This window comes from Syntrophothermus lipocalidus DSM 12680 (genome assembly GCF_000092405.1).
GTDB lineage: Bacteria > Bacillota > Syntrophomonadia > Syntrophomonadales > Syntrophothermaceae > Syntrophothermus > Syntrophothermus lipocalidus.
This window is the reverse complement of the sequence record NC_014220.1, coordinates 1,859,384-1,881,597: the sequence shown is the minus strand read 5'-3', so window position 1 is coordinate 1,881,597 and position 22,214 is coordinate 1,859,384. Positions and strand designations below refer to the sequence as shown.

Sequence of the window (22,214 nt, the reverse complement as noted above, 5' to 3'; positions counted from 1 at the left end):
GTGGTCAGATGGCGAGACGCTGCACATCGCGGGTAAGATTTAGCGAACATGCTTGCCGGAGGATGAAAGAACGCGGGAAAACCAGAAAGAAAGTCACACCCGAGGTGGTTAGACGTAAACTCCTGGCAATGTTACCTGCTGGTCTGCAGGTATATGGACTTGCAGTTGAAATCCCGATTACCGAACGCCTCTATGCCGTCTGCGTCCCCGAAACGTGGGGCGGGTGGACTGTGGTCACATTCAAAAAAACTGCCGGTGCTAAAAGGCACTGACGAGGGAAGATAAAACTTTTTTCTATCGGGAGATGGTAACGTGGGCTGGCCGACGCGTAGTCAGGGTAGTCAGGTGGGATTGGAACAGGCGGACGAAACGTTGAAAAATTACCGTTTCGCGCGCGGGTCCGTCCGCCGTGAAATCGAGGAGTTTTTTTCGCGGTTACCGGAACCATACCGTTCTTTCGCAAAATACCGTTACGAAGAAAACCAGCCTATGACCATGGAGGTAATAGCTGAAAAACTAGGGTATTCGACAAGAACCATGTACGTTTTCAGAAAAAAGGTTTTGCACTGGTGGATTCTCTATTCCACGGGTGATGTAGAATCTTTGCACAAAGGTTTCATTGTACAAGAGGAATCGGGTTGATTATTGTGTAGATAAGGGGTAAAGGAAATGTCTTACAGGGTTTTTACTCCAGAAGGCTTTTTTGAAGTCCTGCAGCAACTGACTTACGGGGACATGCTTATAGCCGGAATACTGGTAATCATCCTCGCAGTAATCGTATTCAAGGTACTGTACGACATAGCGGACCGGGAGGGCTTCATCTGATGTGGGAAATGCTTGATACGCATGGCCTTGTAGGAATATACGCCGCAAGTTTGCTGATACCGTTTTCCTTGGTTTACTTCATTGAGCGCATTTCAGACTGGTGGCAGGGATAAGCTGATGGACAACTTTGCTTATTGCGTCATTTGGTTTCTTAGCTACCCGGTTCTAATCAAAGCAGTTGCCCTTGCCTGTCTTTCACTCGGCATTTTTGGTTCTGTGGTAGCCCTCGTAAGGTAATGAAGGGGATGGGATTATGTCCTTCAACGTAGACATGAATGCTGTTTACCAACAGTTTGCAAATGTATTTGGCTCGCTCAGCCCTTTACTGTGGCCCTTTATAGGGGTGTTGCTGGCGTTATTTGTCTTTGGAGGTTTGATAACGATATTTAAGCACTACGCTCAGAGGTAAGCACCATGCCTCACATGAGTTTGAATTACGATATCAATTACATGTACCAGGTCATAGTGGATTTAATGCATTCACTGTGGCCCATAATAGCCGCAGGACTAGGCATAGCGATGGCCGGCCTGCTACTGGCGGTTATTGCGAAGGTATTCAGACGATGGGTGGATGATGAAGGTTAAGGAAGCTTAAGCTTACCTTACACATAACTAAAATCAAAAAGGAGGTATTGTGGTGAGTCTCAACGTTATTCCTGCCGACGTAATTGGGTATATTGGCGATGTTTTTAGTGCTCTGTGGCCGATACTGGCAATAGGGCTGGGAATCGCTGCCGTCCCGAAACTTATCGGTGCCGCTAAGACTGTTTTCGCACGCGGAAGATAGTTGGGTTGTCCAAGCTGAAACGGGCAAGGGAGTCGACCAAACACATAACTCTTTCGATACCAGTAAGCGCCCTTTGTCTGGGAAAGACAGGGCGCTTATTGGTAAGAAAGACTTGAGAACCTAGCGAAAAAAGTTAGGGCAGGGTGCCGATCTCGTGAAGATTATAGGTATTTATTACTTTTACCATTTCATAATTTTCCTAATAGGTCTCGGAATAGTCAGGACCTGGAGACGGTTTTTCGTTACGTGTACGCACCGGCTCGCAGTAATAATACCTGCACACAACGAAGAATCCGTAATAGGTGGCTCACTGGCTTCCATCATGGCGAGTGACTATCCTAGGTCTCTGTATGACGTGTTCGTGATTGCCGATAACTGCACCGATAGGACCGGCGTTATCAGCCGGGAAATGGGAGCGAAGGTCTTGGAACGGTTTGATGAAAAGTTAAGGGGAAAACAACACGCTCTCAAATGGGCGTTTGAGCATATAAACCTGGATGAATACGATGCGGTGGTGGTTTTGGACGCCGACAACCACATTCACCCCAAATACTTAAGGGCTATAGATGCTGAATTACAAAGAGGCAACAGGGTTGTACAGGGATATGTGGAGACCCAAAATCCCTGTGACTCCTGGATAACGGCCAATTATGCCTATATGTTCTGGTACGTCTGCAGGCTGCAGATGGCCCGGACATTCTTGGGACTCTCGGCCTGGCTGGCCGGGACGGGGCTGTGCATCAGTACCGATGTCCTGCGCCGGGTGGGTTGGAACGTTTGTACCATGACGGATGACGTGGAGTATACCTGTCAGTTGATCCTTGCCGGGGAAAAGGTAACGTTTGCCCCAGATGCTGTTGTTTATGACCAGAAACCGGTCAGACTGGCGGACTCGATGAAGCAGCGTCTCCGCTGGATACGGGGACAAACTCAGGTTACCTTAAGGTACATTCCCCGGCTGCTGGCGGCTGTAACTCGCTTCTGGTGGCAGGGGAACTTCAGCCAGGCGGCCCGGGAGCTTGACGCAGTAATGTGGGTCCCGATGCACCTGGTCATCTGTGCCTCGGTAATACTTTCGCTGTATCAGGGCTGGTGGCAGTACCTGCTTTCGGTGTTTCTAACGGTTCCTGTATTCAATATGCTGCCCATGCTGGCGGAGCAGGTCAAAAAGTGTAAGGCATGGGCGTACCTGGTGACTGCCGGCGCGTTTTTCTTAACCTGGTTGCCGATTACTGCTTACGGGGTGATCTCTTGTGGAAACAAGGTGTGGTGGAGAACGCCGCACTAAAGAAAAAAGCGGGAAAAACATAAAGAAAAGAATTGTGCAGCATTCACTATTAGTTCTACTGGTGGTAGCTCTTGTTTTGGGTTCTCTGGCTCTGGCAAAGGCGGAAACCTCCTTGCATAACGAGCCTCCGGGGACTATCATCACCTTTTCGGGCATGCAATGGGTCATTCTGGAACAAATGCCAAATGGAGAAACTTATATTCTCCTTAAGGACAAGATTGGTGCGATGGCTTTTGACCCCAATAATACAATTCTCTTTGATCCTAATGACACAAACAACATTGCCTATTACTTGAACAACACGTTCTACAATAGCCTCAGCCAAAAGGATTTAATAGCGGAACATTCATGGGATAGATTATCTGTTAAAGCAAGTGACAAACCGGATGGTACCGACTTTGGTAATATCACTTGTAAAGTAGGACTCATTAGTTTCAGAGAATACCAAAGATATCTGAACATAATTCCCTCAATGTCTAATGTAATTTGGTGGTGGACGCGCACTCCAGTTTCTTATGATTATGATAATAATCATGTTTGGGTTGTAATAAATGCCGATAAAACTCTTAGTATCGCTTATGCAAATTATTACGACAATTTAGGACGTGGTATTATACGCCCTGCTTTGTATCTGAAATCTGGAACCGTGATCGACCGGAATAAGGTTGTGATAGGTGTAGCAGGTACACCACCGGTTCCTCCTGTAGGAATTTCCGCAAGCGTGGAATCTTCAACCTCAGTAAATATAAGCTGGCAGGCAAACACTGAAGCGGACCTGGCAGGGTATAAGATCTATCGGAATAACACTGAAATAGCCAATGTCGATAAAACCGTGACGAGGTATAACGATATAACAGTTGCTCCGGGTATAACTTACACATACGAGATAACAGCGTACAACACATCCAACCTGGAAAGCGCAAGAAGCTCTCCCATTACTGTAACGACGCCACCGGCTACGCCTACAGGGGTAACGGGGCAGGCAACAGGAAGGAATATAACCCTTACCTGGCAGGGTCCCGGGAACCCGCAGTATATCATCGAGCGCAGCAACGACGGGATCAGTTTCACTCAGGTTGCCGAAGTGACTCAAGCATCCTTTACGGAAACAGCTCCTTTATGGGGAACGACCTATTATTACCGGGTGGCTCAAAAAGGGCAGGACGGCACGATATCAGCATTCTCAGATCCCGTTCAGGTGATGACGGATCCGGTTCCCGTTCCTAGCAATCTGACTGCAGTTCTTGACGGCAAAAATGTTAAACTCTCATGGCAGTCGGCGAACGGCATAAATGATTACATAGTGGAAAGAAGTACTGACAATATCACCTGGAGTTCTCTTGCGAACGTCAGCAACGCAACTTCATACACGGATGAGGTGACAGACCCCAATACTACCTACTATTACCGTGTGCGCTCGGACGGCGGGAACGGCCAACTTTCTGAACCCTCGAATACAGCAGTAATAACAACGCCCCCGGCTGCCCCCACAGGCCTGACGGCAACGGCAGCGGGCAGAAATATATCTCTAACCTGGTCTGGCAGCGCAGGAGCTGCATCTTACGTCATCCAGCGCAGCACCGACGGGGCCAGCTTCTCTCAGATAGCCGAAGTGACGGTAACATCTTATTTGGACTCCGCGCTGGACTGGAATACAACTTATTATTACAGAGTGTTCGCAAAGAGTGAGAGCGGGCTTCTGTCTAGCCCCTCGAACACTGCTCAGGTAAAGACTGCCCCGGCTCCACCGGCCAACCTGCGGGCTTCGGTTTACTACAATAACGTCACCCTGACCTGGGACAGCAGCGCGGGGGCAGAGTCATATACCATACAGCGTAGCCTGGACGGAGACGAGTGGGCTGAAGTATGCACAACGTCAGAAACATCATATACTGATGAGAGTTTGGGGTGGGGCATAACATTTAGGTACCGCGTGACCGCCAAGAGCGCAGATGGTCTTGTTTCTGAACCGTCGGCGGTCATGGCCACAACGGAAAACGTCCCAGCACCCTCAAATCTGACGGCAAGGCTGGAGGGTACGGACGTTACCCTATCATGGCAGGCTGCACCTCACGTTAACATGTACTTGATCGAGCGAAGCATGGACGGTCAAACTTGGGAGTTTCTTGTTGAAATTAGCCATATTACAACCTATACAGATACCGGACTGAATCTGAGCAACGACTACTACTACCGTGTGCGTTCGGACGGCGGGAACCAGATTTCGGGTCCATCCAATGTCGTTAAAGTGACCATGCCGCCGGCGGCACCCACGGACCTGCAGGCCAGCGTAAACGGGAAAAGCGTAACGTTAAGCTGGACAGGTTCAGCTAATGCATCCTATATCGTAGAGCGCAGTACGGACGGCAGCGTGTGGGAACAAGTTGCGGAAGTACCTGAGACTGAGACAACCTACCAGGACACCGCTCCGCGTTGGGAGACAACCTACAATTACCGGGTGCTGGCGAAAAATTCAGGTGGGATGATATCGGAGCCATCGGAGTCGGTTCAGGCAACCACCTCTGCGATTCCAGTACCGCAGAACTTAAAAGCAAGTGTTTCTGGGAACGCTATTACGGTAAAATGGGATGCCGTTGCCGGGATCGGTCAGTACAAGGTTGAACGCAGTGTAGACGGGGCGTCGTGGAGAGAGGTGACCCTCACAGATGAGAACTATTTCACGGACAACGACCTGGAGTGGGAGACTACATACTACTATCGAGTGAGGTCCATGGACAGTGATCAGGAGTCTGATCCTTCCCAGCCGGTATCAGTCAAAACAGCCCAAAAACCAATACCGGCTGCGCCACGGTTAGCGTTTTCTGTGGACAATACCAGAATAGGAGTGTCATGGAATTATCAAAACGTCACTGGTTACCGCATATATGTTGACGGCAAGCTAGTCGAAGAGTTGCCTGGAAGTTCTGTAAACTACGCCTTCGAAGGTGAACCTGGGGAAACCTACGAAATTAGTGTGGAAGCCTACAACGCATACGGCGAAGCCAGTTCGACCATCACCGTCACTGTAGGACGACTGAGAGGCCCTGGAGCTGCAACTATGGCGCGTGATCTCGCAGAAACGACAACAGTTGTCATTGGGTCTATGGGCGGACTGTTGGCGCTGGCCCTGGGCATCAAGGGCTCAGGGATGCTAATGGGAATACTTCGGCTGATCATCGGCAGGTAAATAGGAGTAGCCGTGGTCGGAGGAGGAACGCTGAGGAGTGAAGATAAATTATATCGCTGCAATAACGCTAATACTATGGATTGGCCTGTTAGGTGGTCCCGTTACTGCCCAAGAAAGCTGCCAGATTGATTGCCGGCTGGGACAGAGCACCGTTAAGGGACATAACGTGAATTGTAGCAATGTCAGGGTAGCGGCGGAGACACGGGTTGACGTAAGCGAAAGAAGCGTGAAGCCTGCACCAGTCCTGGCGAGGTCTGTTACGAGCGTTCAGATGTTGTTCTATCGGGTGCCGGAGCACCTGCCGGATATAGTGCGTAAGTTGATAGATCGCATTGCCGGGGAACTCGGAATGAACCCGCGACTGGTTAGAGCCGTAGCGGCGGCTGAGTCAGGGGGCGACCACAGGGCCGTATCGCGTGCGGGTGCGATAGGCGTTATGCAGCTCATGCCGGACACGGCGCGTGCTATCGGGGTAAACCCCTGGGTGTTGGAGGAGAACATTCGCGGCGGGTGCTTGTATCTCAAACAGCTTTTGGAGCGATACCAAGGCAACATACCCCTGGCTTTGGCCGCTTACAACGCGGGACCAGGCACCGTAGACAGATACAATGGTATTCCACCGTACAGAGAAACCAAACAGTACGTGGCCCGGGTGTTGGGGGCAATCGGGAGGAATTGAAATGGCGCGGGTGTCAGGTTGTCTAAGATGGGTATTCGGGTTGCTCTTCACTATAACAATCTTAATTGTTTGCACGGCCGGCGTTTTTGCTGAAGACTTGCCACCGGAACAACCGCTGCCGCCGTCAGCGCCTTCAGAGATAACGGCCGCAGGGATAGAAGAAACCCGGGCCAGCGTTGCCTGGTCGCCGGTTCCCGGCGCGACACATTATACCGTATGGGTCGACGGGCAGCGGTGGACAGGGAGCTCATGCACCGGAGCAGAGATAAAGGGACTGCAGCCGTACACGGAATACACCGTTTATGTTACCGCCTCAAACGACAGTGGAGAAAGCGGTCCGTCGCCTTCGGTAACGTTTAAAACACTGCCGCCGGTGCCCGGAACTCCCATACCGTCAATAAAGGCGGTAGATTCGGCGGGAGCCACAATAGAGTGGCCGGCGCTCCCGCCTTCTCAATATGTAAAGCAGTATCGAATATACGTTGACGGGCAGTTTGTCGCAGACATAGATGCAAAAGAGGGCATCCAGGTGGCGCAACTCACAAACTTGGAAACAGGAGATCATTACGTTACGGTAGCCGGCGTAAACGAAAACCGGGAGGGTCCCATGTCACAGCCCTTGCATTTTGTTGTCCGGGCAGTTCCGGAACCTACCGGGGTCACGGTCGCTAATCGTGGTAACGACTGGGTGATTGTATCTTGGGACAAACAAGTTGACATATTCAAGTATCGGGTATTTCTCGACGGGGAGTTAGTTGGAGAGACCCGAGAACAATCTTACCTTATCAAAGGGCTGGAACCCGATACTGAGTACCAAATAGGAGTCGTTGCGGTATCGGAAGATGGGAATGAATCCTTGAGTGCCGAATTGACGGTCAAAACGTCAAGTACCCCACCGGATGTTAGTTTGAGTGGCATAATTGACCCCGTGTACGGATATGTTCCCGACGTTCTGCCCGGAATGCTGGTTGTCTTTGCGATCGGTGGCGCGATCAAAATAGCAAGAACAGGTAAGTATGCACTGGGCGGAAGGCAGTTGTTGAGGTGGTTATAAGGTGAAGCGAAGCTGGCATGCTTGGCTTGCGGTGATATTATCATTTCTAACTGTACTGGCTAACACACCCCTGGTATGGGCCGAAGTGACCTATTCCAGCGAATGCATCGTGGCGTCGACGTCAGAAACGAATACGACAGTAGGTTCACTGTACGTCACTGCGGACCCAGAACACAGGCTTGGGTACTATATTACGCAATTGAAAGTGTCCTGGGAAATTCAGCCGGGAGACAGTGTCAGGGTTAGGTGGTGGGACGGACAGGCGACCGAACTCCAGGCGACTGTTTTGGACACCGGACAGGTCAGCGTGAGAGAGCAGACGGTAACGGTCCCATCGTCTGCGTGTACTGCGCAAATAGAACTTACAAGCGGCACTGCCACGGGGAATAGGTACGCATGGATGAAAGAATGTACAAACAACTACGGGAACACTACAGTTTTCGTGGATCCTGACATTCCAACGGAACCTCCACCCGAAGAGCCTCCACCTGAAGAGCCGCCGCCAAGTGGAGGGGGAACAGACCTAAGCGGGGTAATAACCGAACTGCAGAACATAGGCGGTCAGTTAAGAGACATCGGCGGGGACGTGGCGACAATCAAGAGCCGCATGAGCGATGTGATTTCTGGAATAAGCGAGGTTACCGACACACTGGACACCATTAGTAGCCAACTCGATAGCATTTCATCGGACATGAACAGCCAGTTCAATGCGGTCAAGAGCCGCCTTGATACTATATCATCCGATTTAGCTGTGGTTAAGAACGATCTGCAAACCGTAAAGAACTACCTGACTACACCGAGGACGGCGCAGGGTTTGCAGGTTAACCCGCTTCCTACTGTCACCTTCGACAGCACTGTGCCGGACATGTCCGAGCCGTATCAGGAGCCTTACGAATACGACAGGCCAGATCCCGAGCTGCCACCGGCTGTCTTCAGCCCCGAACCGCTTCCACTCGCGCCGGATCCCGAAGTTATGCCGCACGACGAGCCAGTACAGATGGAACAGGCGGTTGTGCCGAACGAGCCCTTGACGCGCGATCAACCATTGACGCGTGAGAGCTCAGTGATGGATCAGCCCCTAAGCCGCGAAGCACCCCGGCAACAGGACCCGGTTATAATGCAGGATCCGCTTACAAGAGAGCAACCGATAACGAGAAATACGCCATACGGCCGCGAAAATCCCTTGACGCCAGCACAGCCTCTAACACGCCAGACACCACTGACGCCTGATCCGCCGCTAACGCCAGGAGGGTAGCAGGAGGGTAGTAATATGTACGAGTTTTTGCACAGTTTGCTTGAACACGTTGTTAATGTCCTGGGGACGTTTTTCGCGTGGCTCGGAAACCTCTTGCAGGCATTGTTTAATGCGTTGAAAAGCGTACTTATAGCCATCATGCAGCCGCTGGTGGCTTTTTTTACAGGCATTGCCTACCTTCTGAGCAAGTGCTTTTATATCGTTGTGCTTGTGGTGCAGGTGATATTCGGCCTGTTCAAATTGATAGGCGCGGTAATCCTCGGGGTATTCAACACATTTGCGCAATTGCTCAGTTTCGGGGGCAGTACCGACTATTATTACCTGCCGGACGCATACCGCACGGGCTGGGACGGCGTGACAGGATTTCTGGCGAGTACAGGGGTACATACGATAGCCGTTATCATGACCGTGTTCGTGTGGTTGATGACGGCTTACGCTTTGATCCGGATCGCGGGAGGGGACCGTTAGGTGTTTCAGAGGATCATCGACACTATATTTGACCCTGTAATACAGATACTGGCGACAGCACGCGACTATCTTGACCAGGCGGCCACCGTTGCCGCACGGGGCCTTAATCTGGATTACTTCCTAGGGCCCGTCGCGATGCTTGGATGGGAGTGGAAGGTATTAATTAGCAGTGTAATAGCAAGTGCCTTTTTGCTGCTGATTGTGGTCGTAGCGCGTAAAGCCTACGGTATGTATCTAGCGATGAAAGAGGGCGTTAAGTGGTGGTAAGAAGCTGCAAGAGAAGTATAAGTAACAAAAAACACACGTTGATAGCTCTATGCGCGGTCTTGGTAACGGTGATAGTTGGAGCAGGAATAGCGCGCGCAGACACGACGCCTTTAGCCAACGTTGAGCCCGGCGGCACAATACACTTTTCGGGTCTGGAGTGGATAGTCCTGGAACATAAGAGCGACGGCAAGACATATATCATCCTCAAAACTCCGACCGTGCAACGGGCATTTGACCCGGATCGAACAAACCGATTTGACCCGACGGACAGCAATAACATTGGATATTACCTAAACACGACATTTTACAACAGTCTCTCTCAAAAAGAACTGATAGAGACTGTGACGTGGCAGCAGGAAGATTATCCGGGTGTAAGTGCTAAGATAGGTTTGCTGACTCTTTCGGAATATACACAATACAGTACCGTGTACCAAGGCAGCGTGCTTCCTAACATCCCTTATAGGTGGTGGTTGCTATCGACACCGACGAGCACATCAGAGTTTGTGTGCACAGTGGACGGGACCTTAAATGGATACTGGTCGAATGCCAATGCTGATGCTACCGACATTTATTGCCGTCCGGCACTGTATCTTCAGGCCGGGCTGATGGTGGACAGTAGCGGGACTGTCCAAGAAGGACCAGTGCAACCGCCTGCCGGACTGACAGCGAACCCGACGGCAACATCTGTTACCTTGAATTGGAACCCAAGCTCCGGCGTCGACGGGTACAAGATATACCGCGACGGCACACTGGTCGGAACGGTGTCGGGAAGTCAAACATCATACACCGACAACGGCCTGACACCTAATAACACATATACTTACGCGGTGTCAGCGTACAAAGGGACACAGGAGAGTTCGGTGACGAGTATAACTGTCACAACGCTGATGCGCTACGCCAGGGATCAGGAAGTAGGGACGATTATCAGGTTTTCGGGTACTGACTGGGTTGTGGTCGGACACGATGAATCAGGCAATACGATGATAATACAGACGGAACCGGAAACAAGAATGGTGTTTGATTATGATCGACTGGCAGACAATCGGTTCAATCCGTCAGACACGAACAACGTGGCATACTGGCTGAACACCACGTTTTACAATGCAATCGAAGGCAAGGAACTTGTACAAGACCGACAGTGGAGTAGAGTGCAAATGATGGTTGACGGCAGTGACGGCACGGATTACGGCGCGGTCACTGGAAAAGTGGGGTTACTGGACGCGAGAGAATATTTAACTATAAAGGACCTACTCCCGGCAAGCATGATGCCGAGTGGGTACACAGCACACTGGTGGCTGCGCACGCCGGGGCCTGATAATCTGACGACCATCACGGTAGGTGACAACGGAAACCTAACATATGATTATGTCGATGCGCTGCATTACGTGTATCCTGTAATAGTGCTTAAAAAAGATGTTGTGCTGGACGACTCAGGTAACGTGGTAGGCATAGGAATCGCGGCGCCGACAAACATAACCCATAGTCAACCCTCGGATACCAGCGTCCGTTTGTCGTGGGACCCGAGCCAAAGCGAGGACGTTGAGGGGTATATAGTCTACAGAGACAACCAGTACCTGGCCGACGTGGGTAACGCAACCGAATATACAGATACCGGACTCGCACCCGGACAGACGTACACATATCAGATCGCTCCATACAATTCGAATGGCGAAGGAATACGCAGTAGTCCGTACAGCGTCACGGTGAGACGGAAGCCGACGAACCTCACGTACACCAGGGATCGATACCAACGCTATACACTGAGTTGGCAGCCGAGCGCTGATGAAAACGTAGCAGGCTACAAGGTGTACCGCAACGGGGAAGTAATAGCAGACGTTGGAAACGCGACAGAGTACACCGATTGCACCTTGTCGCCGGGGTCTACATATACGTATCAGGTTGCAAGTTACTACACCACGGGCGAGCAGGGACCCCTAAGTGATCCTGTGACTGTGGAGGTGCCGATACCTGTTACGGCACCGTCCGGCTTAACGAACACTAACTCAGCACCGGGCAACGTCACGCTGAGCTGGAACGCCAGCACGGACCCGAACGTAGCAGGCTATCACGTGTACCGCGACAACGAATTGCTGGCCGATGTCGGAAATGCGACGCAGTACACCGACACCACAGCCGAACCGGGCAAAACGTATACCTATGAGGTAGTACCCTATGACAGGAGCGGGATAGAGGGCCAGTGCAGCGACCCGATTACCGTACAGGTACCGGACGTCGCAGACACGCTAACTGCGTGGTGGAAAGGCAACTATATCGAAGTCAAATGGCGAGCCGAAAACGTTACCCTGGGATCCCGCGCTGTCCTTTGGCGGCAGATGGAAAACGGGCCGTGGCAGGCGATAAAGGTACTGAAGCCGGAGGAACTGAACGGCTTTACCTACAAGGATTACAATGTCGCGATAGGACTAAACTGCCGGTATCAGATACGACAGCAGGGAACTATATCGAACTGGTTTGCGTGGAGTACGGCGGCGGAGTCGGGCTGGGCCACGGGCGACAGACCGTTTGCCGCGCCGAAGAATGTGAGGATTGCCTACGGTGAGGACACCGCCGTTGTGAGCTGGGACACAGAGGACGGACAGGCACCCTATGCAGTGAAATACAGCACCGACGGAGGAGAGACGTGGCGAACGACTTACACCAGTTCGGGCACAATTACGGTCCCGCGACGGTCCAAAGTGCGCATCAAAGCTCAGGGGTCTTACAGCCACTGGACCGGGCTTGTCACAGTGCGGTAACCTCCAAGAGTCTCCTAAGACAGGAGGCTCTTTATTATTTTGCGTGCAGAAAGACTGCACATAACGTGCATTGTACGAAGCATCACGCCCCAAGATAATTATGGTGGAGGTGAATGGTGTGGCGGAATGTGAGTATGGGCTAACACCTTGTTGGGGGCCGTTGATAGATGTTTTGATGGAGCGATTCATGTATATGGGGACTACAACCTGCCCTGCAGTGATGGGCAAGCGTAGAATACACATGTATAAACACGTATGGACACGGCGGTATCTCAACATTGATGACCGTGGATTTACGTATCAGTGGAAAAACGGGAAGTATTGCCCCGTTAATGTTGATGAGGCCATTGCCCACGTATTTTCATAGGAGGGGTGGATATGGTATTTGAATTCTTTTTTGGGGCAGCAGCAGGCATTACTCTGGGGATCGCCATTGTAGTATTACCCTGCATTCTCATGTACAACCGACTGGCATCGGGTCGAAGGGGGAGGCAATAACTGTGCTGTTCAAAAAGCGTACAACGATGGACGTAGCCATCCTTGTCAACGATAGAGAGATTCGCGAGGTACCTGTGGAGGATGAAACCGGAGAAGCTATTTTTGCCGGCGGACTATCTCTTCCAAAAGCGGATGCGCAAGTCAGGTATTTCCCGAGCGGAGGCCGAGCATACATATACGGGTATACGCCAGAATACCTGGTTGAGTGCGAAAATGTTGCCAGATTGGAACGGTCGACTGTTTTGCGGAATCTTTTCGACTATGGCGCAGCGGCCCGAACGGCAAATATCCAGTTCTATGTAATGATGGGTGCTCTGATAATTACAATTTTCTTGCTTAGGGGGTAAGGCAAATGGACGAACAACAGAAAACGAAGACCCTGCAAGATATCATGGCCGGGGAGCTTTTCGCCAGCTCCCGTAGCGATTTAGTGGAAACGCTGAAGTTCATGGAAAAACACGGTACCCCATTGTCTGAGCGTCAGGTAGCCGCAGTTGCGTTGCTGAGGAGTTTGCAGACCAAACGGGGAGACAAGACGTACGAGCCCATTATCAAAGTCATGACCGACATGGCTAAAGAAGTCACTCCGCCGGGATTGTTTGTAGATGTGATAGAAAAGATGACGCTGGGAGGCTTTGTGACCGGTAAGGTCCGGCTGTCAAAGGTGTTTGGCAGTGGAGGCGACAGGTAGTGTACGTCTGGGTATTTCAGGGCAACCTGGGTGAAGGCAAAACATTCGGGATGTGCGTCCTGGCATGGCACTTCGTGGCCTGGGCTCGTCGTGCCGGCATCAAAGCTGATCTTTACGCCAACTTCGACTTGGTAGGAGCAAAACCCCTGACAAGCTATCGGGATTTCTATAACGTGGCTCGGTCGGAGGCATCGATATGTCTCATGGACGAAGCTCACGTAAACCTGGACAGCCGTCTTTTTGCCCGGGGAGCAAATATCTATATGACGCAGTTTATGTTCTATCTGAGAAAGCTAAACGCGAGTCTCTTTATGACCACCCCGCACATCAGGAACCTGGACTCTCGGATGAGACAACTGACCAACATCTTAGTGGACTGTCACAAACTGTACGGCGGTTTCCTATATGACATATACGACTTTCAATCAGAACGCCTTCTGAGACGAAAGTTTCTTCCCAAATACGTTGCCGAACGCATATTTGAGACGGGCATGTATGATTCGCACGCTATTATCCGCGCGGTGGATTTTCCATCGAACGAACGGGCCTTCGAGAGATTCTTGGATACGATAGTCGAAGTGAAGGAAAAAGGAAGGGCACCTTTAGAGGATCACGAAGCCGACGCTATGCGGTAGTTTAAGATTGAACGGAGAAGCAGTTAGATTATGGACTACAAAGTAGTTGAAGTTAAAGATAGACCTTACGTTGATACCAGACTTGGCCGAGGACGATTATTTCGGATTCTCGGCGACAGGGTGCATGTCGAATTTGACTATATGTACTTGGTGGAATTGCGTGTCTCTGACGTGGACCTATCAGGAATTGAGACGGAGGTTAGTAATGAGAGACATTTGGAAGGAACAACGAGTGATAGAAAAAGCTGTTGACATGGTCTTCGAATATGCGAAAAAGCCGGCCAATCCTTATAATTATCTATATCACAATCCGCGCGCAATCCACACGCCCCAGTACTTGGCTCACTGGACCCAAAAGTGGCAGAACCATCACGTGTACATGACGCTTGTACGCGCTGCTACCGTTACGGGATATGAGCCCGTGCCTTCGGTACTGTTACTCCGGAACGCCAAACGTGATGGCTATGGAGGACGGGCTGTGCGGGTGGGCCACCTGGTGTTTTATCTCATCAGACCGGAGGAAATGACTCCGGGGTTGCAAAGGCGATATTATAAGTTCAAGAACATGTTGATGACTGACATAAGCAGGGATATGGACAAGTATTATGAAAACAAGAAAAAGAAAACCATGGCGGATAATGTTGTCGTCGAATAGGCATTAGGCGTAATCCTGGAACGTTGCCGCCTGTGTTTTGGGCGTGGTCGTCCTACGTTATCTCAGGTTTTTGACTTCGTATAATGTGGGAGAGTGCAGAGTAGTGTCCTTCAGTACCTTCCTGAATGAACTCAATAGAGGGACAGCCCGAGCTTATCGAGAGGACTTACTGGATTTTTCCCGTTGGTTCGCCGAGACGAACGGTGAATCGCTTGAACCTCACCTGGTCACATCTATTGATCTCAAGGAGTATCAGTCACATATGATATTAAACCGCGGTCTTAAGCCGGCCACGGTCAACCGCCGTATGGCCGCGATCCGAGCCTGGATGCGGTGGTGTCAGGAGCAGGGTTTGATAGAGAACTTGCCCCGGTGGCCGAAGCGAGCTGCCCAAGTACAGCACGCCCCAAAAGCACTGTCTAAACGGGAACAGGAAAGATTCCTCCGGGCCGTTGAAAAAGAAGGCAATCGCAGAGATGTGGCCCTGATAGGGCTAATGCTTTTCGCCGGACTGCGGGTCGGCGAAGCGGCCCGGGTGCGGGTTAGTGATGTTTCTATATCGGACCGCAAAGGGAAAGTGAGCATAACCGGAAAGGGCATGAAACACAGAGAAGTGCCTTTGGGTTTCGATGCCAGAAACATGGTCCGCGATTGGCTCAATCACCAGGCTCAGCATGCTCAACAGGAATGGTTATTCCCAGGGCAAAATGGAGGGCATATTTCGGCCAGGGCAGTCCAGCACATGATCAAGAAGTACGCGTGGCAGGCCCGTATTGAACCCCAGAAGATAACTCCTCATGTCTTGCGTCATACGTTCGCAACCAATCTTCTTAGAGATGGAGTAGACCTTGTTACTGTGGCCGCACTTTTGGGCCATTCCCGGCTGGATACCACTGCTAGGTATACCCTGCCCAGCTATTCCCACATGGAAAATGTGGTCGAGTAAGTCCGAAGCCATCATAACGGTCAAGCAGGAAATCGAGGAGTTTAGTAGCCTCTTCCTACTCGATTGAAGGGACGCAAATCTGAGCCTTCCTGTCTGCTTCAGCTTGACTAGAGGATGCAGGAATTGTTTGACAAGTTGGCCTTTACTACTTATAATATTAGCAAGCAAGGGACAGCTTTAAGGGGGGTATCGATTGGTAGACAAGGACAAAACCATTGATGAACTGAAGGAATTATTTCCAGTTTTGTGGGATGCATTTGAAGCCGGATGTGATGATGTTCGACAGTTCTTTTATGAAAGAAGAGAAATCAACCGTTCGCTGGCCCATCACATATTACGTTATTCTGCCAAAGAATTCATACTAGATCACATTTGGATGATACGAGGTCTTATTGTTGACAATATACCAAGCAATGGACTGTCCCTGCGTTATGGAAAGTACCATATCAGGGCTTGGATGGATACGGGTGTCGATTTGCCAAACCCAGGTGATTCAATGGTGAAGAATGCCTTCCTTCGTCAACAATCGTACTATCAAGGTTCATTGTGGCCAGTTCTTGAAGACGATGGCCAAGATGGTGAGTTTACTAACTTGGTTCTGTTATGGGGTGTGGACTACTCTTATAACCTTATTGGGCTAAGGTTATCCCATCCTCAAAAACAGTGGGACCCTCAGTCGAATATTGTTGCTGATTGGAGCATAATACTCGAACGTCCACAATCGGGAACAAATGGATTTCCTAGCGTTTCTATTCAAGACGAATTGTATGATTTGCCAATTGGGAACATGAGAACTGAAGAGGAAATGTTGGGAGATGATGTAAATCTAGGTGGATCAATAGTCGATGAGGAGGATACTTACGGTGAACCCTTGGGTCAACGGAGAAAGAGTGAAACAAGCTAGAGAATTAATTGGACTTAGTCAAACAGAATTTGCCAGGAGATTGAATATAACTCAACCAGCCGTTGCCTTAATAGAAGCCGGAAGGTTTACGCCGTCGGAAGAACTATTGAATCAAATAGCTTTCCAGACGGGATTCCCGGTATCCTTTTTCTTTAAAGAAATCAGGATAGATTTCCCTATGGGCTCCTTGCTTTTTCGGAGCAAAATGCAAGCGAGTGTTAAAGAAAAAACTAAAGTTTACCGTTCTGCACAATTAATTTATGAGTTGACTGATACATTCCTTGCTCGAGTGAGGGGACTGCCGGTAAGAATCTCAAAATTAGATGTAGATCCAGCGGAAGCTGCTCGACTAACTAGATCGGCATTGGGGTTATCTCCTGATAGACCGATTCCGAGACTTATTTATACTCTCGAAAACGCTGGTGTTGTGATTATCTCTTTACCTGTGTACTCTAACAGTATAGATGCGTTTTCCTGTTGGGTTGGGACTGGAACGGTCAGGCCCGTAATTGCTCTAACGGAAGGCTGGCCAGGGGATCGCCAGCGGTTTAGCTTAGCCCATGAACTCGGGCACCTAGTATTGCATGGATCATATCATGGCACTGGGATAGATGTTGAACAGGAAGCCAACGATTTTGCTGCAGAGTTTCTGGTACCGGAACAGGCAATCCGTGAGGAGTTAACAACCCCAGTAAGGCTGAAGGATTTACTTGAAGTCAAGAAGCGTTGGGGGGTATCTGTCCAATTTTTGGTTCTTCGGGCTTATCGCTTGGGTTTAATCACTCAGCGGCAATACAAGTATCTTTATCAGCAAATCGGAGCTAAGGGCTGGAGGCAGAAAGAACCTATTGATATACCCGTGGAAAAACCTCGGTTGTTGCGCCAACTCGTCGAAACTACATATGGAGTACCGATGAATTTCAAACAGGTGGCATCGGATACTCAGTTGCCTAGCCGGTTTGTGGAGAATACACTACTTGGATATCTCGGTAAAGATCCTGCGCATCCTATAACGAGTGAATCAGGGAAAATAGTTGCATTTCCTGGAAGAGATAAGTCTACAGGGGCTAACTGATCCCGTTTTCCACGTATGTGAACCCGGAATGGAAGGCCCATGCGTTTGCAGCCGATCTTCTTATTCCTAATAAAGGGCATCAGTATTAATGAGCGTTGATGAAGTTGCGGGAGTGTATCAAGTACCTCGTTAGGCTGCGCTAATACAACTATCTCGGTCACATAGGGAAGGAAGGTGAAGGTATACTTGAATCAGTTATAAAAGCCACTAGCTAGTTAGACTTGACGCCGTTGCCCACGAACGTCTTACAACGACTTCAAGACAAATTGCTTTTGTGGGCCGGTGTTATGTTGTGACTCAAATACATACATACCACATGTATGATTTGTCTGGCAACGGTGTATCTCCTCCAGGAGAAAGGAGGAGCCGTGCGTCGCTATAGGCTTATATTTCGTGCATGGAGACGTCATCCTCAAACCGGGGAAAAGCTTTGGGCGCGGGATTATGGCTATCGCGCTTGGCCTTTATGGGTCGAAGTGAAGTAGCAAGTATCTCTCACTTTGAGGCCTAATTAATTATCTGTGAACCAGGTCGGCGACCGGCAGCCACTTGGTTCCATTATTCTCAGGGAGGAGTGGGCGAAGGCGGCGCAGTACAGCCCCGGTCAAGAGATTGAGACTTATAGCCCTCTCCGACCACAGTTATGACTGTGGATACGGTATGTGACAGTCCGCCTCCACCAGAATAACAGGCGAGAAGCCTTGATAATAGAGAGTTTGGGTGATTTGTAAAATTATAGAGCGCTAAACCGGTTACTTTTAAGGTTCCCATTTTCTCGGCATTTCTCCCACGGTTGGGTAACAAGTCGGTAACAAAACCGGTAACAGGTCCGGGCCCAAGAAAACCCGTTTGCGAGCTTTTCGGAGACGGGTTTTTTGCTTTTTTTGAGCACAGAAACATGTTTCTCTTGACAGATGTTGTCGACATGTGACAATAATCTAGATTGAGAAGGAAAAAAGTCCTGGTTATTCTTAGCATTATTGCCAAACAAACTTTGAGACAGAGTAACGCAAACCTGGCAGGGCATAAAACCCGATAAATGTTTAGAACGAAACGGTTTAGACGGTATGGACCGAAAAATGAGATGTGATGTTGAGACAAAAAATCAATTGACAGAGTGGATGATTGGCATGATTCCTGCAATCAATCAATCAATCAATCAATCAATCAATCAATCAATCAATCAATCAATCAATCAATCAATCAATCAATCAATGAGCTCGTATGTGGGTTTGGAATGAAGCGCAGCGGAGGAGCGAACGTTGCCCTGCTGCTCAGCGGCTTTCTTAAGCACTGCCAATATCAAGACCTGGTGAGACGCATCGGAGACCCGGTTAAAGACAAAGTTTGTTTTGGCCCGGGTCTTATTTTATGTAAACTTCCGGTTTTAGGGCTGGGGAGGTACGTAGTATGGGCAGAGGAAAACTGCGCTGGATACAGCATGCTTTTGCCGCGGAATTCTGTTTGGAAACGGGGGCTTCATGTTGAATAACAGAGTTTTCGACGGGGTGTCGGCTAGGATTTTGGTAAAAACTCGCAGGTGCCAGAAAAAACTCTGGCAGTATGACCCCGATACTTACCTGCATTGCCAGAAGGTTGCTCAGGTTTCTTATTTTCTGAGCCATCTGTTGCGTCTCCCTTCTGACGCAGCTCAATATGTCTATTTAGGAGCCTTGATCCATGACCTGGGCAAGACGGCAATACCGAAAATCGTGTTGCATAAGACCGGTGCGCTGACACCCGAAGAACGGGCGATGATGCAACGACATCCTTCCCTCGGTAGGGAAATCGCGCTTTCCATCATGAAGAACGTGCCTGAAACAGAAAAACAGGTAGTTCTGGATGTCGTCGAATTCCACCACGAACGTGTTGATGGGAAAGGATATCCTTACGGCATGTCCGGTACTGAGATTCCCTTGGCTGCAAGAATTGTCGCCGTGGCCGACGCGCTCGATGCCATGGTCAGCTATCGTTCTTATCGTTCCAAACCTAAAAATGTCAAACAAGCGCTGGAGGAGTTGAAGCACAACTCCGGTTACCAGTTTGACCGGAAGGTGGTGGGTAAGCTCGTAGAGTTCTTTACCACCTATTAACGAGTCTTCGAGTAAAGGCCAACCTCTTGGCAAGGAATATGGGTGATGCCCGTGACCAAAGACGCGATTCGAGAATCTCAAATCCTCACCTGTTCCTAAAGCCGGAAGCGAGACACCGATTGATTTAAGGTTTGGGCGGTCTCGGCTAAGCGGGCGGCCGCTTCTGCTACCTGCACCACCGATGCCGTAGTGGTTTCCGTCGCTTTAGCGATTTCGGATGCCGATTTGGTGCTCTCATCCATGGTCTGGGCTACCGACTCTATAGCTTTGGCTACTTCGGTGACGGTGGCCAGGACCTGCCCGCTCATGTTCGCGGTTTGGACCGAAAGGCTGTTAAACGTACACGCATCCTGGGCATACTGCTCGCCAACAGTTGCCAGCTGGTCGTAGTCCTTGATGACTTTTTCCGTGACGAAGGATAACAGCTCGCTGACGTGCGACACCAGGCTTTCGATGGAATGGGTCACGTTGTCGGTCAGGCTCTTGATGCCGGCGACGGAGGTAGAGGTTTCTTCCGCCAGTTTCCTCACTTCCTCAGCTACTACCGCAAAGCCGCGGCCCTGCTCCCCGGCCCGGGCGGCTTCGATAGCAGCATTTAGGGCCAGGAGGTTGGTCTGGGCAGCAATCCCGGCGATGGAGTCGGCCAAAGAGGTTATCTCGGTCACGATTTCCGCTTCTTTGACCGCCAACGCCACCTTCTCTTCTATGTCTCGATAAATGGAATGAGCTTCACTACGTGATGCTTGGGCTTGCTGCTGGACGGACCTGGCTCTCTCTTCAACAACGGTTGAAGTTTCCGCTCCCTTCTTAGCTTCCGCTGCCAACTGGTTCAACGAAGCGGTCATCTCTTCGCTGGAGGCAGTGATCTCTTCTACCGAGGCAGAAACCGTCTGGAGCCCCGCGGTTATTTCTTCAACCGAAGCCGATACCTCCTCCATGTTGGCGGAGACGTTCTCAGAGGTGGCGGACAGCTGCTGGCTCGAAGCTGCCACTTCCTGAGCACTACTTACTACCTCCCGCATAAGCTTTCGCAGTTCTGCAGTCATGACCTGCAAGGCCCGGCCCACATCGCCGATCTCGTCTTTGCGTTCAACCAGGGACGGAGGAACTTCCTGGCTTAGGTCCCCTTGGGCCACCGTTTGAAGCTGCCCGACTGCGGTTTTCAAAGGCACGGCTATCACTCTTCCGATACCGATACCGCTCCCGAAGGCCGCTACGAGAACTACCAGGGTAAAAACTATTATGAACTTTGTCGAATTAGCATAGTTCTCTTCTGCCTGTTGCCGCAACTGGCTAGCCATTTCCCGGCTGAGTTGGTAGAGGTCAGCCATGCTCTGTTCAGCAGCTTCGCGGTAGGGGCGGACCACCTCGGTAAGGTATTTGTCCCTCTGCTCCGCGGTATAACCGGGCCCGAACATCCCGGCGAAAGGCTCGGCCACCTTGCGGTACTGGGCCATGTTAGCCCTTACCTGGTTAAAAAGCTCCTTTTCGCGCTCGGTCATACGGCTTTGCCCGTAAGCGCCTAAAGCTCGGTCTAGGGTTTCGAAATCGGATTTCAGCTGGTCGAAGGCTTCATTCCTCATGGTCTCGCTGGTCGATCCTTGGGCTTTCCATAAATCGCCTCTCAGGGCTTTGACCGCCTCGCTGGCTGTGGCAAGATCCAGAGTGGGGACGAACCGATCTTCGTATAAGGTCTGCAGGTGCTTTTGGATGTTCGACATCCCGTTCCACCCCACGCCTCCTACCACACCGATGAGCACCACCATAAGGGTGCTGGCCAGCATCATTTTGGTCATGGTAGGTAGGTTACGCAGCCAATTCATCAAAATACCTCCTTCAAGGCCCAGGTCATGGGACAAAGGTACTGTTTTCCAGTTAATTCGACAACATTTTGGTAAATCCTTCACAAAGAAATTCTTTTTTCAATTATGTTGTCAGAGCCTCATATGGCTCGGTAATACCAGGGGATGCATAATATAGAGACCGTGTTACCTGGACCCACAGCCTTCTTGCCCACAAGGGGCAACCAGGGGGACGGTTCCTGCGGTTTATTTTCTGACAATAAACCGCAGGAACCGTCCGCTTCTATGTAAAAAAGGGGCCGCGCCAGACGTGCGGCCCCAAATCCAGATAACCGGCTTGCCATTCCAC

23 protein-coding genes are annotated in these 22,214 nt (G+C 50.4%); 22 read left to right on the top strand and 1 reads right to left on the bottom strand.

The genetic code is table 11. From position 1 onward, the window contains the following. Nucleotides 1-8 precede the first annotated feature (8 nt). The 22 genes from SLIP_RS09030 to SLIP_RS08930 all read left to right on the top strand — a co-directional run bounded on the left by SLIP_RS09030 (nucleotide 9) and on the right by SLIP_RS08930 (nucleotide 20,063). Nucleotides 9-272, top strand: a complete 264-nt coding sequence (locus SLIP_RS09030; protein WP_013175976.1) for a hypothetical protein — start codon at nucleotides 9-11, stop codon at nucleotides 270-272. Between the two features lie 40 nt (nucleotides 273-312). Continuing rightward, complete coding sequence (locus tag SLIP_RS09025) at nucleotides 313-642, top strand: hypothetical protein (protein WP_013175975.1); 330 nt, start codon at nucleotides 313-315, stop codon at nucleotides 640-642. 27 nt (nucleotides 643-669) lie between these two features. Then, complete coding sequence (locus SLIP_RS12760) at nucleotides 670-825, top strand: hypothetical protein (protein WP_013175974.1); 156 nt, start codon at nucleotides 670-672, stop codon at nucleotides 823-825. Nucleotides 826-1,239: 414 nt separating this feature from the next. Beyond that, nucleotides 1,240-1,410 (top strand): hypothetical protein, encoded by a 171-nt coding sequence (locus SLIP_RS12755; RefSeq protein WP_013175971.1) that lies wholly within the window; start codon nucleotides 1,240-1,242, stop codon nucleotides 1,408-1,410. A 52-nt stretch (nucleotides 1,411-1,462) separates the two neighbouring features. Then, on the top strand, nucleotides 1,463-1,612 hold the full coding sequence (locus SLIP_RS12750; RefSeq protein WP_013175970.1) for a hypothetical protein: 150 nt from the start codon (nucleotides 1,463-1,465) through the stop codon (nucleotides 1,610-1,612). A gap of 154 nt (nucleotides 1,613-1,766) precedes the next feature. After that, on the top strand, nucleotides 1,767-2,900 hold the full coding sequence (locus SLIP_RS09020) for a glycosyltransferase family 2 protein (protein WP_013175969.1): 1,134 nt from the start codon (nucleotides 1,767-1,769) through the stop codon (nucleotides 2,898-2,900). A 154-nt stretch (nucleotides 2,901-3,054) separates the two neighbouring features. Then, complete coding sequence (locus SLIP_RS09015; RefSeq protein WP_423218586.1) at nucleotides 3,055-6,087, top strand: fibronectin type III domain-containing protein; 3,033 nt, start codon at nucleotides 3,055-3,057, stop codon at nucleotides 6,085-6,087. 37 nt (nucleotides 6,088-6,124) lie between these two features. Further along, on the top strand, nucleotides 6,125-6,766 hold the full coding sequence (locus SLIP_RS12935; RefSeq protein ID WP_013175967.1) for a lytic transglycosylase domain-containing protein: 642 nt from the start codon (nucleotides 6,125-6,127) through the stop codon (nucleotides 6,764-6,766). 1 nt (nucleotide 6,767) lies between these two features. Next, a complete protein-coding gene (locus SLIP_RS09005) occupies nucleotides 6,768-7,820 on the top strand; it encodes a fibronectin type III domain-containing protein (RefSeq protein ID WP_013175966.1) in 1,053 nt (350 codons plus the stop codon). Nucleotide 7,821: 1 nt separating this feature from the next. After that, nucleotides 7,822-9,075: a hypothetical protein gene (locus SLIP_RS09000; RefSeq protein WP_013175965.1), complete on the top strand. Its 1,254-nt coding sequence runs from the start codon at nucleotides 7,822-7,824 to the stop codon at nucleotides 9,073-9,075. Between the two features lie 15 nt (nucleotides 9,076-9,090). Then, nucleotides 9,091-9,543 carry a hypothetical protein gene (locus SLIP_RS08995; protein WP_013175964.1) on the top strand — a complete coding sequence of 151 codons (453 nt, stop codon included), beginning with the start codon at nucleotides 9,091-9,093 and terminating at the stop codon, nucleotides 9,541-9,543. Beyond that, entirely contained in the window at nucleotides 9,544-9,810 is a 267-nt protein-coding gene (locus SLIP_RS08990) for a hypothetical protein (RefSeq protein WP_013175963.1), read from the top strand. Next, nucleotides 9,801-12,566 carry a fibronectin type III domain-containing protein gene (locus SLIP_RS08985; RefSeq protein ID WP_013175962.1) on the top strand — a complete coding sequence of 922 codons (2,766 nt, stop codon included), beginning with the start codon at nucleotides 9,801-9,803 and terminating at the stop codon, nucleotides 12,564-12,566. Before SLIP_RS08990 ends, SLIP_RS08985 begins: the two co-directional genes overlap by 10 nt. Nucleotides 12,567-13,066: 500 nt before the next feature. Continuing rightward, nucleotides 13,067-13,411: a hypothetical protein gene (locus SLIP_RS08970; protein ID WP_013175959.1), complete on the top strand. Its 345-nt coding sequence runs from the start codon at nucleotides 13,067-13,069 to the stop codon at nucleotides 13,409-13,411. A 5-nt stretch (nucleotides 13,412-13,416) separates the two neighbouring features. Beyond that, nucleotides 13,417-13,755: a hypothetical protein gene (locus SLIP_RS08965; protein ID WP_013175958.1), complete on the top strand. Its 339-nt coding sequence runs from the start codon at nucleotides 13,417-13,419 to the stop codon at nucleotides 13,753-13,755. Next, the gene (locus SLIP_RS08960; protein ID WP_013175957.1) at nucleotides 13,755-14,390 is read left to right on the top strand and encodes a hypothetical protein; all 636 of its coding nucleotides are present in this window, start codon (nucleotides 13,755-13,757) and stop codon (nucleotides 14,388-14,390) included. The genes SLIP_RS08965 and SLIP_RS08960 overlap by 1 nt, the downstream gene beginning before the upstream one ends. 205 nt (nucleotides 14,391-14,595) lie before the next feature. After that, entirely contained in the window at nucleotides 14,596-15,045 is a 450-nt protein-coding gene (locus SLIP_RS08955; protein WP_013175955.1) for a hypothetical protein, read from the top strand. Between the two features lie 103 nt (nucleotides 15,046-15,148). Then, on the top strand, nucleotides 15,149-15,991 hold the full coding sequence (locus SLIP_RS08950; protein ID WP_013175954.1) for a tyrosine-type recombinase/integrase: 843 nt from the start codon (nucleotides 15,149-15,151) through the stop codon (nucleotides 15,989-15,991). Nucleotides 15,992-16,184: 193 nt separating this feature from the next. Beyond that, the gene (locus tag SLIP_RS08945; RefSeq protein WP_013175953.1) at nucleotides 16,185-16,895 is read left to right on the top strand and encodes a hypothetical protein; all 711 of its coding nucleotides are present in this window, start codon (nucleotides 16,185-16,187) and stop codon (nucleotides 16,893-16,895) included. Further along, nucleotides 16,855-17,970: a helix-turn-helix domain-containing protein gene (locus tag SLIP_RS08940; RefSeq protein WP_013175952.1), complete on the top strand. Its 1,116-nt coding sequence runs from the start codon at nucleotides 16,855-16,857 to the stop codon at nucleotides 17,968-17,970. Before SLIP_RS08945 ends, SLIP_RS08940 begins: the two co-directional genes overlap by 41 nt. Before the next feature lie 1,237 nt (nucleotides 17,971-19,207). Further along, complete coding sequence (locus tag SLIP_RS08935) at nucleotides 19,208-19,462, top strand: hypothetical protein (protein WP_013175951.1); 255 nt, start codon at nucleotides 19,208-19,210, stop codon at nucleotides 19,460-19,462. Next, nucleotides 19,452-20,063, top strand: coding sequence for an HD-GYP domain-containing protein (locus tag SLIP_RS08930; RefSeq protein ID WP_013175950.1), 612 nt, complete (start codon nucleotides 19,452-19,454; stop codon nucleotides 20,061-20,063). The genes SLIP_RS08935 and SLIP_RS08930 overlap by 11 nt, the downstream gene beginning before the upstream one ends. Before the next feature lie 95 nt (nucleotides 20,064-20,158). Here SLIP_RS08930 and SLIP_RS12150 read toward each other — a convergent pair whose 3' ends face one another. Then, nucleotides 20,159-21,886 carry a methyl-accepting chemotaxis protein gene (locus tag SLIP_RS12150; protein ID WP_013175949.1) on the bottom strand — a complete coding sequence of 576 codons (1,728 nt, stop codon included), beginning with the start codon at nucleotides 21,884-21,886 and terminating at the stop codon, nucleotides 20,159-20,161. Nucleotides 21,887-22,214: the final 328 nt, after the last annotated feature.